13 protein-coding genes are annotated in these 11,802 nt (G+C 58.3%); 8 read left to right on the plus strand and 5 right to left on the minus strand.

The window, feature by feature from the left end; translation table 11 throughout:
• Positions 1 to 62: 62 nt before the first annotated feature.
• Positions 63 to 965 carry a 30S ribosomal protein S6--L-glutamate ligase gene (rimK, locus tag SPH27_RS07330; protein WP_033145042.1) on the minus strand — a complete coding sequence of 301 codons (903 nt, stop codon included), beginning with the start codon at positions 963 to 965 and terminating at the stop codon, positions 63 to 65.
• 69 nt (positions 966 to 1,034) lie between these two features.
• Entirely contained in the window at positions 1,035 to 1,757 is a 723-nt protein-coding gene (gene nfsA / locus SPH27_RS07335) for a nitroreductase NfsA (RefSeq protein WP_033145041.1), read from the minus strand.
• 184 nt (positions 1,758 to 1,941) lie between these two features.
• Here nfsA and SPH27_RS07340 point away from each other — a divergent pair, with 184 nt between their 5' ends.
• On the plus strand, positions 1,942 to 2,211 hold the full coding sequence (locus tag SPH27_RS07340) for a GrxA family glutaredoxin (RefSeq protein WP_014169305.1): 270 nt from the start codon (positions 1,942 to 1,944) through the stop codon (positions 2,209 to 2,211).
• A 30-nt stretch (positions 2,212 to 2,241) separates the two neighbouring features.
• Here SPH27_RS07340 and SPH27_RS07345 read toward each other — a convergent pair whose 3' ends face one another.
• Positions 2,242 to 2,616: an inner membrane protein YbjM gene (locus SPH27_RS07345; protein ID WP_033145040.1), complete on the minus strand. Its 375-nt coding sequence runs from the start codon at positions 2,614 to 2,616 to the stop codon at positions 2,242 to 2,244.
• A 273-nt stretch (positions 2,617 to 2,889) separates the two neighbouring features.
• On the opposite strand from SPH27_RS07345, the gene SPH27_RS07350 reads away from it, so the two are divergent.
• The 5 genes from SPH27_RS07350 to SPH27_RS07370 all read left to right on the plus strand — a co-directional run bounded on the left by SPH27_RS07350 (position 2,890) and on the right by SPH27_RS07370 (position 7,813).
• Positions 2,890 to 4,575 carry an aspartate:alanine antiporter gene (locus tag SPH27_RS07350; RefSeq protein ID WP_014169303.1) on the plus strand — a complete coding sequence of 562 codons (1,686 nt, stop codon included), beginning with the start codon at positions 2,890 to 2,892 and terminating at the stop codon, positions 4,573 to 4,575.
• Between the two features lie 254 nt (positions 4,576 to 4,829).
• Positions 4,830 to 5,150 carry a metalloregulator ArsR/SmtB family transcription factor gene (locus SPH27_RS07355; RefSeq protein ID WP_045142923.1) on the plus strand — a complete coding sequence of 107 codons (321 nt, stop codon included), beginning with the start codon at positions 4,830 to 4,832 and terminating at the stop codon, positions 5,148 to 5,150.
• Positions 5,151 to 5,190: 40 nt separating this feature from the next.
• Entirely contained in the window at positions 5,191 to 6,480 is a 1,290-nt protein-coding gene (locus tag SPH27_RS07360) for an arsenic transporter (protein WP_182071437.1), read from the plus strand.
• Between the two features lie 12 nt (positions 6,481 to 6,492).
• Entirely contained in the window at positions 6,493 to 6,924 is a 432-nt protein-coding gene (gene arsC / locus SPH27_RS07365) for a glutaredoxin-dependent arsenate reductase (protein WP_182071436.1), read from the plus strand.
• Positions 6,925 to 7,042: 118 nt separating this feature from the next.
• Entirely contained in the window at positions 7,043 to 7,813 is a 771-nt protein-coding gene (locus tag SPH27_RS07370; protein ID WP_182071435.1) for an SDR family NAD(P)-dependent oxidoreductase, read from the plus strand.
• Here the strand turns inward: SPH27_RS07370 and SPH27_RS07375 are convergent.
• Positions 7,810 to 8,361 carry a TetR/AcrR family transcriptional regulator gene (locus tag SPH27_RS07375; RefSeq protein WP_023335053.1) on the minus strand — a complete coding sequence of 184 codons (552 nt, stop codon included), beginning with the start codon at positions 8,359 to 8,361 and terminating at the stop codon, positions 7,810 to 7,812. The genes SPH27_RS07370 and SPH27_RS07375 overlap by 4 nt on opposite strands.
• An 81-nt stretch (positions 8,362 to 8,442) precedes the next feature.
• Between SPH27_RS07375 and SPH27_RS07380 the strand changes: the two genes are divergently transcribed.
• Positions 8,443 to 9,657 (plus strand): MFS transporter, encoded by a 1,215-nt coding sequence (locus tag SPH27_RS07380; protein ID WP_048976812.1) that lies wholly within the window; start codon positions 8,443 to 8,445, stop codon positions 9,655 to 9,657.
• The gene (locus tag SPH27_RS07385; RefSeq protein ID WP_182071434.1) at positions 9,647 to 10,459 is read left to right on the plus strand and encodes a Cof-type HAD-IIB family hydrolase; all 813 of its coding nucleotides are present in this window, start codon (positions 9,647 to 9,649) and stop codon (positions 10,457 to 10,459) included. The genes SPH27_RS07380 and SPH27_RS07385 overlap by 11 nt, the downstream gene beginning before the upstream one ends.
• A gap of 67 nt (positions 10,460 to 10,526) precedes the next feature.
• On the opposite strand, the gene SPH27_RS07390 is transcribed toward SPH27_RS07385, so the two are convergent.
• Positions 10,527 to 11,759: an MFS transporter gene (locus SPH27_RS07390; protein WP_032661345.1), complete on the minus strand. Its 1,233-nt coding sequence runs from the start codon at positions 11,757 to 11,759 to the stop codon at positions 10,527 to 10,529.
• Positions 11,760 to 11,802: the final 43 nt, after the last annotated feature.

Here is an 11,802-nt window from a genome sequence, read left to right on the forward strand (position 1 = left end):
CGCCTTGCTGCAACTCGAATTATTTAGGGTATAGATTACGCAAAAAGTGCGTTCAATACCATTTAACCGCCCGTTTTCAGACAGTAGCCCGGCGTGGCATGACGCTCGATCCATGCGATCATTTTACCCGCAATATCGACACCTGTGGTTTTTTCTACGCCTTCCAGCCCCGGCGAGGCGTTCACCTCCATGACCAGCGGCCCGCGCGTCGCGCGCAGAAGGTCTACGCCCGCCACGTCCAGCCCCAGGGTTTGCGCCGCTTTTACGGCAATTTCACGTTCGCGATCGCTAATATCAGCTACCCGCGCCACGCCGCCGCGGTGAAGGTTAGAGCGGAAGTCGCCCTCTTTCGCCTGGCGCTCGATGGCCGCCACCACTTCATTGCCGACCACGAAGCAGCGAATATCGCGCCCTTTCGCCTCTTCGATGTACTCCTGCACCAGGATGTGGGCATTGAGGCCCCTAAAGGCGTCAATCACGCTCTCCGCCGCCTGACGCGTTTCCGCCAGCACTACGCCAATGCCCTGCGTGCCTTCCACCAGTTTGATGACCAAAGGCGCGCCGCCCACCATGTCGATGAGATCGCTGGTGTCGTCAGGTGAATGGGCAATCCCCGTGACGGGGAGATCGATCCCCTGACGGGCGAGGAGCTGCAGCGAGCGCAGCTTGTCGCGGGCGCGCGAAATGGCGACGGATTCATTGAGCGGATAGCTGCCCAGCATCTCGAACTGGCGCAACGCGGCGGTGCCGTAATAGGTGATCTGGGAGCCGATGCGCGGGATCACGGCATCAAAGTGCGGCAGCTTGCGGCCTTTGTAGTGAATCGACGAGGCGGCCGGGTCAATATTCATATAGCAGGACATCGGGTCGAGGATCTCAACCTGATGCCCGCGTTTCGCCGCCGCGTCTCGCAGGCGCTTACATGAATAGAGCGTTCCATCCCGGGACAATATGGCAATTTTCACCCTGCACCTCTCTGAAGACATGGAAAAAGCCTGCATATCATATACGCAGGCAGGCGCAGGCGGAATGGACTATCGCGTCGCCCAGCCCTGTTTGTGCAGGTAATCAAGAATAAACGGGCGGTTTTCTTTAATGATGGTGCGACGAATATGGTCAGTCCAGGTATCCCGACGGTTATTGCTGCCGCGCGTCAGGTAGTAGTTCGCCAGCTCTTCATCATATTGATTCAGGACGTCCTGATCGACCGGCTGGTAGTGGTTTTCGTGCACCAGCATGGCGGCAGGAATGCGCGGCTTCAGATCCGGGTTATCCGCCGGCCAGCCGAGGCACAGGCCGAACAGCGGCAGGACGTGTTTTGGCAGCTTCAGCAGCTCGGTCACGCTTTCGATGTTATTACGCAGGCCACCGATGTAGACACCGCCTAATCCCAGCGACTCCGCCGCCGTAAAGGCGTTTTGCGCCATCAGCGCGGTATCCACCACGCCCAGCAGCAGCTGTTCGGCCAGCCCCAGCTCGGCCTCAGGGCAGATCTGCAGGTGGCGGTTAAAGTCGGCGCAGAACACCCAGAACTCCGCGGCCTGGGCCACATGCTTCTGTCCGCCGGTCAGCGCGACCAGCTGTTCACGCATGGCCGGGTCGGTAATGCGGATAATCGAGCTGCACTGCAGAAAGCTGGAGCTGGAGGTCGCTCTGGCGCTGTTAATAATCGCTTCGCGCTGCGCCTCGGTAATCGGCTCGTCGGTGAAGTGGCGAATGGAACGGTGGGATGTGAGCAGGTCTATGGTTGGCGTCATCTTGTCTCTCTTTGTCTTGCTTAAACCTTATGGCAGCCAGTATAGGCAATGATTTGCGCGGTGTAATTGGCGAAACATAGCCTTACTGTATCAAAGCGACAGGCGAAACCTTCTTTAATGGCGACAGGTTATCGGGCACTATATGTCCTATTCGCCGTCAGGCTTGTTTTTTGAGGAGAGAGAAATGTTTGCAGTAATTTTTGGTCGTCCAGGGTGCCCTTACTGTGTGCGCGCGAAAGAGCTGGCTGAGAAACTGACCGAAGAGCGCGATGACTTCAACTTCCGCTACGTGGATATCCACGCGGAAGGCATCTCCAAAGCGGATCTCGAAAAAACCGTCGGTAAGCCGGTTGAAACCGTACCGCAGATCTTCCTCGATCAGAAACACATCGGTGGTTGCACTGACTTTGAAGCTTACGCCAAAGAGCATCTGGGCCTGTTTGCCGCCCAGTAATGCGAAGACGCCCTCACCCGGAGGGCGTTTTTATTTGTGGTGCCGTCGATGCTTAATCAGGCTGCACACAAACAAATAGCACAGCGCGCCGAGGGCGCACCAGAAGACGCCGCTCAGCAACCACGCCATCTCCTGCCAGAAACTTCGCGTTGACACATACAGCATGCGCATCAGCAGCAGACACAGCGGTGCCGCCAGCATTGCGCCAATAAGCGGCTTGACCACCTCCCCTTTACGGGAAAGAAAACTGGCTGCCGCTCCCGGCAGGGTAAAAAAGAGCAGCCCCAGCTCCGGGTGTCCGGCAGCCCTGAATGCCCCCTTCACATTAAAAGCGAGCGACATGCACACGACGGTAAACAGCAAAAAGCAGCTGATCACCCCCGCCCAGTTTCGTTTAATGTTCAAACTATCCTCCTGACTTATCTCTATCAAATACACCTTCGTCGGGTAGACGCCCAGTCAGATAAAGCAATGCGGCAATCCTTGCCAAAGTACGCACAGGGTGATGCGATAATAGGTAGCTGTCAGTAGCTAATACGATTAAACTATCGGCCAGCTAATGTTTTAGGGAATAAATTAGGTAACAGGGAGGGTTGAACACGTTCCCTGGCTCAGAAAACAGTAGCCCAAATAGTCCTTTCATTCAACAACTTACTGGTAAACAAGAAGTTAGCCTCCGTGAATATAAACGTCGCAGACTTGTTAAATGGGAATTACATCCTGTTATTATTTGTGGTACTGGCGCTGGGCCTTTGCCTGGGTAAATTGCGCCTGGGTTCAGTTCAACTTGGTAATTCCATTGGCGTTTTAGTCGTATCCTTATTATTAGGCCAGCAGCACTTCAGCATTAACACGGACGCGCTCAACTTAGGCTTTATGCTGTTTATTTTTTGTGTTGGCGTGGAAGCGGGACCGAACTTTTTTTCAATTTTCTTCCGCGACGGCAAAAATTATCTGATGCTGGCGCTGGTGATGGTCGGCAGCGCGCTGCTGATCGCGTTAGGGCTGGGTAAACTGTTTGGCTGGGATATCGGGTTAACGGCCGGTATGCTGGCAGGCTCCATGACCTCCACCCCCGTGCTCGTGGGTGCCGGTGATACCCTGCGCCATTCCGGCATGGCCGGCGCGCAGCTTTCTACCGCCCTCGACCACCTGAGCCTGGGCTATGCCCTGACCTATCTGATTGGTCTGGTGAGCCTGATTGTCGGCGCACGCTACCTGCCAAAACTGCAGCACCAGGATCTGCAGACCAGCGCCCAGCAAATCGCGCGCGAGCGCGGTCTCGATACCGATTCCAAACGTAAAGTCTATCTCCCGGTGATCCGCGCCTATCGCGTCGGGCCAGAGCTGGTGGCATGGGCTGACGGCAAAAACCTGCGCGAGCTGGGGATTTATCGCCAGACGGGCTGCTATATCGAACGTATCCGCCGCAACGGCATTCTGGCGAACCCGGACGGCGACGCGGTGCTGCAGATGGGCGACGACATCGCGCTGGTGGGTTACCCGGACGCCCACGCCCGTCTCGACCCGAGCTTCCGTAACGGCAAAGAGGTGTTCGACCGCGACCTGCTCGACATGCGTATCGTCACCGAAGAGATCGTGGTGAAAAACCATAACGCCGTGGGCCGCCGTCTGGCGCAGCTGAAGCTGACCGACCACGGCTGCTTCCTCAACCGCGTGATCCGCAGCCAGATTGAGATGCCTATCGACGATAACGTCGTGCTCAACAAAGGCGATGTTTTGCAGGTCAGCGGCGACGCGCGACGCGTGAAAACCGTTGCCGACCGCATCGGCTTTATCTCCATTCACAGCCAGGTCACCGACCTGCTGGCCTTCTGCGCCTTCTTTATCGTTGGCCTGATGATCGGGATGATCACCTTCCAGTTCAGCAACTTCAGTTTTGGCATCGGTAACGCCGCCGGGCTGCTGTTTGCCGGGATCATGCTGGGCTTCCTGCGAGCCAACCACCCAACCTTCGGCTACATTCCACAGGGCGCGCTGAACATGGTGAAAGAGTTCGGTCTGATGGTCTTTATGGCAGGCGTGGGCTTAAGCGCGGGAAGCGGGATTGGCCACAGCCTGGGCGCCGTCGGCTGGCAGATGCTGGTTTCCGGACTTATCGTCAGCCTGGTGCCGGTGGTGATCTGCTTCCTGTTCGGCGCCTACGTGCTGCGCATGAACCGCGCCCTGCTGTTCGGGGCGATGATGGGCGCACGTACCTGTGCGCCGGCCATGGAAATCATCAGCGACACCGCGCGCAGCAACATCCCGGCGCTGGGGTATGCGGGCACGTACGCTATCGCTAACGTGCTGCTCACGCTGGCGGGTACGCTGATCATCATCATCTGGCCCGGACTCGGATAACTCCTAAGTTTGCGCGCGGGGAAAATTATTTTCGTCACGCGCAGAACTTTTTTATCAGGGGGCAGTCATAACTAGTGCCACTGCTTTTCTTTGATGTCCCCAATTTGTGGAGCCCATCAACCCCGCCGTTTTGGTTCAAGGTTGATGGGTTTTTTGTTGCCTGAAATTCCCATACCTCTCATCTCCGCTTCTATCCTGCAATCAAAACATATATGATTAAACATATATAAATCATTCCACCTGCAGGAACGCCCATGCTCCACCCACTCCAGCTCTTTAAAACCCTCTCCGACGAAACGCGGCTCGCCATCGTCATGCTGCTCCGCGAAGCGGGCGAGCTGTGCGTCTGCGATCTCTGCTCCGCAACCACCGAGTCGCAGCCTAAGGTCTCCCGCCACATGGCGTTGCTGCGCGAGTCCGGGCTGGTTATCGACCGTCGCGAGGGGAAATGGGTCCATTACCGTTTGTCTCCCAACATGCCTGCATGGGCGGCAACCGTTATCGACAACAGCTGGAACTGCCTGCGGGAAGAGACGCGCATGAAGCTGAAAAACCGACTCTCAGGTTCGTGCTAGGTAAAACACATTCACAAAAACAGATATAACGGAGTAGAAGATGTTTCTGGCAGGGGCTATTTTTCTGTTTACGCTGGTACTGGTCATCTGGCAGCCCAAAGGGCTCAGTATCGGCTGGAGCGCGACTATCGGCGCCGTACTGGCGCTGGCCAGCGGCGTGATTCACATTAACGATATTCCGATCGTGTGGAATATCGTCTGGAACGCCACGGCAACGTTCATTGCCGTCATCATCATCAGCCTGCTGCTGGATGAGTCCGGCTTTTTCGAGTGGGCGGCGCTGCACGTTGCCCGCTGGGGGAACGGTCGCGGACGATTGCTGTTTACGTATATCGTGCTGCTGGGCGCAGCCGTGGCGGCGCTGTTTGCCAATGACGGTGCGGCGCTGATCCTGACCCCTATCGTGATCGCCATGCTGCTGGCGCTGGGGTTCAGCAAGCAGGCCACGCTGGCGTTTGTGATGGCGGCGGGCTTCATCGCCGATACCGCCAGCCTGCCGCTGATTGTGTCCAACCTGGTCAACATCGTGTCGGCAGACTTCTTTAAGCTGGGGTTCAGCGAATACGCCTCGGTGATGATCCCGGTAGATATCGCCGCGATTGCCGCAACGCTGGTGATGCTGCATCTGTTCTTTCGCAAGGAAATCCCCCCGGAATATGACCTGGCAAAACTCCGCGAGCCCGCGCGGGCCATTCACGACCTCCCGACGTTCAGAACGGGCTGGATCGTCCTGCTGCTGCTTCTCGTCGGTTTCTTTGTGCTTGAACCTCTCGGCATTCCGGTCAGCGCCATCGCGACCGTCGGCGCGCTGATTTTATTCGCTGTCGCAAAACGCGGACATGCGATAAACACCGGAAAAGTGCTGCGCGGCGCGCCGTGGCAGATCGTTATCTTTTCGCTGGGGATGTATCTGGTGGTGTATGGCCTGCGCAATGCCGGGCTGACGGACTCTCTCACAGGCGTACTGGATAGCCTGGCCGGACACGGGCTGTGGGCCACCACGCTGGGAACCGGGTTCATCACCGCGTTCCTGTCATCCATAATGAACAATATGCCCACGGTGCTGATTGGCGCGCTCTCCATCGAGGGCAGTACGGCGACAGGACTGATCAAGGAAGCGATGATTTACGCCAACGTGATTGGCTGCGATCTGGGACCGAAACTCACGCCTATCGGCAGCCTCGCTACCCTGCTCTGGCTCCACGTGCTGGCGCAGAAAAACATGACGATCACCTGGGGCTACTATTTCCGGACGGGCATCGTTATGACGCTGCCGGTCCTGTTTGTGACGCTCGCCGCGCTGGCGCTACGTCTCTCCTTCACACTGTAATGAGCCACTGATATGAGCCACATCACCATTTATCACAACCCGGCCTGCGGAACCTCGCGCAACACGCTGGAGATGATCCGCAACAGCGGCACGGAGCCAGAGATTATCCTTTATCTGGAAACCCCGCCGTCGCGCGATAAGCTGACCACCCTGATTGCCGAGATGGGCATTTCAGTGCGGGATCTGCTGCGTAAAAACGTGGAGCCCTATGAACAGCTCGGCCTTGCCGACGATAAGTTCACCGACGACCAGCTTATTGATTTTATGCTGCAGCACCCGATCCTGATTAACCGTCCGATCGTGGTGACGCCGCTGGGCACCCGCCTGTGCCGACCGTCTGAAGTCGTCCTCGACATCCTGCCGGGTGTGCAGAAAGGGGCGTTTACGAAAGAAGATGGTGAAGCCGTCGTGGACGCCAGCGGCAAAAAAATCTCGCCAAAGTAACCCGTTGATAATGGCGCAGTAAGGCCTTCCAGCCGCATACCCCACCCATCTGCCAGGTTGCATCAGCCGAAACCCGGCACATACTTCTGAGGGTTAATCCTGGTGAGGGTATGCAGCTATGGGCTTTAAGAACAAAACCGCCGTTATCTTCGGCGGAAGCGGCGTCATCGGCAGTTCAGTGGCGCACGCTCTGGCGCGTGAAGGGGCGGATGTGTACCTCGCCGCACGCGACCACGCCAGGCTGGAGCAGGTCGCCAGCAGCATTCGCGCCGCGGGCGGTTCTGCCAGCACGTTTGTTTTCGATGCGCTCGAGGAGTCCTCGCTGCTCACCGACCTTGCCCGCATTGATATCGTCGTCAACGCCACGGGCTTTATGCACGATCAGGGCAAACGCCTTGAGGCGTTAACGCTCGATGAGTTCAGGCAGGGTTTTGATCCCTTCCTGGCTGCCTACTTTAACATTGCGAAAGCCGTGTCGCCCCGCATGGGCGGCGAGCATGGTGGAGTCATTATTACCGTCGTCGCGCCTGCCGCGAACATGACGATCGCGGGCCACCTCGGGCATATCGTCGGCTGCGCGGGAACGGAAGCCTTTACCCGGGCGCTGGCGGCGGAGCTGGGGACACACAATATTCGCGTACTGTGCGTGCGTTCGCACGCGATAGCAGACGCTGTGCAGGCGGGTTCGTATGTGGGAGCCATTTTCGCCGCCCGGGCGCAGGCGATGGGGATTACGGTTGAGCAGTTTCTCAGCGGTGCCGCGCAAAGCACCCTGACGCATCGCCTGCCGACGCTGGCACAGGTGGCAGACACGATTACGTTTCTGGCCTCAGATGCGGCAGGCGCTATGACGGGAACCACCGTCAATATGACCGCGGGCGCAACCTAGCATCCGCCCTCGCCCGCAATTCTCCCCACCATCGCCCGGATCTCCTCCCGGGTTAACGGCGCCCGGTCGGTGACATAGTGCAGCGTCATCCCTTCGATAAACGCGTCCAGGGCGCGGGTGGTAACCGGGTCGAACCACTGCTCCAGCGTGGTCTGGCTCATTTTCATCCAGTCCTGCATCACCGTTTTCAGCGCCGCGCTGCGGTGCATAAAGGCGTAGAGCTGATACATCAGCGCCATGTTGTGCGGCGTGGTCACCTGCGAGCTGTGGATCAGCGTGGTGATAGATTCGCACGCCATTTCCGGCCCGGTGACGCCGGCGAAGAAATCCCGGTACTGCTGCGACATCTGCCGGGTAAACCACGTGAAGGCCTCCTCCAGCAGCGGCTCCATGCCGTCGAAATAGTAGGTCATCGACCCCAGCGGCACGCCCGCGCAGGTGGCGATTTTACGGTGCGTGACGGCGTGAATGCCGTGCTCGGCGATGGTATCGAGCGTTGCCTGCAGGATCTTCTCCCGGCGATGCGGATCGTTCGGTGGTCTGCTCATAAATTCCTCACGTGGTTTGTGTACAAATGTACACAAACTTGCTAGTGTTGTCGCTATTGTTGTACTTCTGGTGCTATCCCAATGACGCAGACCTCTCCCCGTAAAGCCCTACAGCGACGCCTGTGGGCGCTGTTTATGTTCTTCTTTATTCCCGGCCTGCTGATGGCCTCCTGGGCCACGCGCACCCCCGCCATTCGCGATATTTTGTCCGTTTCTACCGCCGAGATGGGCATCGTGCTGTTCGGCCTGTCGATAGGCTCCATGAGCGGCATCCTCTGCTCCGCGTGGCTGGTAAAGCGCTTTGGTACGCGAGCGGTGATCCGCACCACCATGTGCTTTGCCGTGTTCGGGATGGGCATATTAAGCGTGGCGCTGTGGTGTGCCTCGCCGGTGCTGTTCGCCCTGGGACTGACGGTATTTGGTGGAAGCTTTGGGTCGGCGGAAGTTGCCATCAACGTGGAAGGGGCGGCGGTCGAACGTGAGATGAATAAAACCGTGCTGCCGATGATGCACGGTTTTTACAGCCTCGGCACGCTGGCCGGTGCGGGCGTGGGGATGGCGCTGACGGCCACCGGCGTGAGCGCGAATCTGCATATCCTGCTGGCGGCGCTGGTGTGCATCATTCCGATCCTGACCGGCATCCGGGCCATCCCGGACGGCACCGGTAAGAACTCCGCTGACGAACAGCACTCGGCCGAAAAAGGGCTGCCCTTCTACCGCGACTTCCAGCTGATGCTGATCGGCGTGGTGGTGCTGGCGATGGCGTTCGCGGAAGGTTCCGCCAACGACTGGCTGCCGCTGCTGATGGTGGACGGTCACGGCTTTAGCCCGACCTCCGGCTCGCTGATTTACGCCGGGTTTACGCTGGGGATGACCGTCGGGCGCTTCACCGGCGGCTGGTTTATCGACCGCTACAGCCGCGTGGCGGTGGTGCGCGCCAGCGCCCTGCTGGGCGGCCTGGGTATCGCGATGATCATCTTTGTGGACGTGGACTGGATTGCGGGCGTTTCCGTGATCCTCTGGGGACTGGGGGCATCACTTGGCTTCCCGCTGACCATTTCCGCCGCCAGCGACACCGGCCCGGATGCCCCGACGCGCGTCAGCGTGGTGGCAACTACCGGTTACCTCGCCTTCCTGGTGGGGCCGCCGCTGCTCGGCTTCCTCGGCGAGCACTACGGGCTGCGCAGCGCCATGCTGGTGGTGTTAGGGTTGGTCATCATCGCGGCGCTGGTGGCGCGCGCGGTGGCAAAGCCGGAAACGAATCAAACGACACTGGAGAAGGGATATGAGCGTTAAACTGATCGCCGTCGACATGGATGGTACTTTTCTGAGCGATGCCAAGACCTATAATCGGCCGCGCTTTCTGGCGCAGTACGCCCGCATGAAGGCGCAAGGCATTCGCTTCGTGGTCGCCAGCGGCAACCAGTATTACCAGCTGATCTCCTTTTTCCCGGAGATTGCGCATGAAATTGCGTTCGTCGCCGAAAACGGTGGCTGGGTCGTGAGCGAAGGTGAGGATGTCTTTAACGGTGAACTGTCGAAAGCCCATTTCGAGACCGTCGCGAACGTGTTAAACGAGGTTCCGGGCATTGAGATTATCGCCTGCGGGAAAAGCAGCGCGTACACGCTGAAATGCTATGACGAGGGCTTTAAGGATATCGCGGCGAAGTATTACCACCGCCTCGAAATGGTCAGCGATTTCCATAACCTGAACGATATTTTCTTCAAGTTCGGGCTTAACGTCTCTGATGATGAAATTCCGCGAATTCAGGCGCTGCTGCATGAAAAGCTGAGCGACATCATGGTGCCCGTCACCACCGGTCACGGCAGTATCGATCTGATTATCCCCGGCGTGCACAAAGCTAACGGTCTGCGGATCCTGCAAAAGCGCTGGGGCATTGACGACAGCGAAGTGGTGGCCTTCGGCGACAGCGGCAACGACGTGGAGATGCTGCGCCAGTCCGGGTTCAGCTTTGCGATGGCGAATGCCAGACCGCACATCAAAGAGGCGGCGCGTTTTGAAGCGCCGCACAATAACGATGAAGGCGTTTTAAACGTGATTGAGAAGGTGTTGAACGGGGAGACACCGTTTAATTGACCGCGTGCGGTCTGGCGCCCTCGCCCCTCACCCTGGCCCTCTACCCAAAGGGGAGAGGGAAAAAAGATTATGGTTGCAGGGCGTTCCCGACGCGTTTATCTTTCAGGAACACCACCATCAGGCCAACCCACAGCGCGCCGTTGGCGAGGTTAAACAGGCTGAACAGCCCGTTGCCGCCCATCGCGTAGGCATGCTTGCTCACTTCAATACCGACGGTAAAAATCAGCATCTGCAGCATTCCCATCGCCGCTGACACCGTGCCTTTACTCATCTCGCTGGCAAACAGCGTCAGGCGCACCAGCCCGGCGTTGGCCACGCCAATTCCGAAGGCATAGAGGCTCAGCCCCGCCGTCATCCACAGGTAGGCGTGGGATGACGCGACGGTCGCCACCGCAGCCAGAATCAGCCCTGCCGCAATCGGCCAGCCGCCCATGATAATCAGGGAACGCACGGTCCGGCGTGACGTCAGGCGTGCCAGCACCAGGTTACCGATAATCAGCGCGCCAAAGATCGGCACCTGCAGCAGGCCATACTCGTAGCTGCTGAGTTTTTCACCGCTGATGATAATGACCGGCGACTGCGCGATCCACGCCAGCAGCGGCAGGCTAACGAACCCGGTCGCCAGCGCGCCCGCCACAAATCGGCCATTCTTCAGCACTTCTTTGTAATCCCGACCCAGCTCTTTCAGCGAGAGTTTCTCGCCGATGCGGGTGGCCGTTTCCGGCATCGCCCGGTGCAGGCCAAAGAACGCGAAGGCGGCGAGAAGCGCAAAGAGCACAAACATCCCTTCCCACGGCGCAACGTGCACCCACGCGGCCCCCACCAGCGGCCCGAGCAAGGGGGCGATCAGCGCGACGTTCGCCATCAGCGCGGTAATTTTGATACATACCGCCTCTTCAAACGACTCCTGAATGGCGGCATACCCCACGGCGCCGATAAAGCACAGGCTCACCCCCTGCAGGAAACGCAGCAGGGTAAATTGTTCAATGTTTTGCGCCAGCAGCGTGGCGAGACAGGTGACGATGAACCACACCACGCCCGTCAGCATTACCGGACGACGGCCAATACGATCCGACAGCGGGCCTAACAGCCACTGTAAAAACATGCCGCCGGCCAGATAGGCGGTCATGGAGGTCGGCACCCACTCAATACCCGCGTTGTACTGCGCCACAACGGCCAGCATACCGGGCTGGATCATATCGTTGCCGATATAGGTAGAGAATTCGTAGAGCACCAGACACAGAGGGAAAAGCAACGCCTGACGACCCAGACGTGAACCAGAAGAAGAACGGTTTAACATGCAATCTCTTTATAATGACAAAATCGCGACGAGTTTAATGAAA

The sequence above is a fragment of the Enterobacter sp. A103 genome, assembly GCF_034427535.1.
GTDB classification, from domain to species: domain Bacteria; phylum Pseudomonadota; class Gammaproteobacteria; order Enterobacterales; family Enterobacteriaceae; genus Enterobacter; species Enterobacter asburiae_B.

Bases quoted from the DNA above. Each gene is read 5' to 3' on its own strand.
- nfsA (WP_033145041.1), bottom strand. From the start codon at position 1,757: ATGACGCCAACCATAGACCTGCTCACATCCCACCGTTCCATTCGCCAC.
- SPH27_RS07340 (WP_014169305.1), top strand. From the start codon at position 1,942: ATGTTTGCAGTAATTTTTGGTCGTCCAGGGTGCCCTTACTGTGTGCGC.
- SPH27_RS07355 (WP_045142923.1), top strand. From the start codon at position 4,830: ATGCTCCACCCACTCCAGCTCTTTAAAACCCTCTCCGACGAAACGCGG.
- SPH27_RS07360 (WP_182071437.1), top strand. From the start codon at position 5,191: ATGTTTCTGGCAGGGGCTATTTTTCTGTTTACGCTGGTACTGGTCATC.
- arsC (WP_182071436.1), top strand. From the start codon at position 6,493: ATGAGCCACATCACCATTTATCACAACCCGGCCTGCGGAACCTCGCGC.
- SPH27_RS07370 (WP_182071435.1), top strand. From the start codon at position 7,043: ATGGGCTTTAAGAACAAAACCGCCGTTATCTTCGGCGGAAGCGGCGTC.
- SPH27_RS07375 (WP_023335053.1), bottom strand. From the start codon at position 8,361: ATGAGCAGACCACCGAACGATCCGCATCGCCGGGAGAAGATCCTGCAG.
- SPH27_RS07380 (WP_048976812.1), top strand. From the start codon at position 8,443: ATGACGCAGACCTCTCCCCGTAAAGCCCTACAGCGACGCCTGTGGGCG.
- SPH27_RS07385 (WP_182071434.1), top strand. From the start codon at position 9,647: ATGAGCGTTAAACTGATCGCCGTCGACATGGATGGTACTTTTCTGAGC.
- SPH27_RS07390 (WP_032661345.1), bottom strand. From the start codon at position 11,759: ATGTTAAACCGTTCTTCTTCTGGTTCACGTCTGGGTCGTCAGGCGTTG.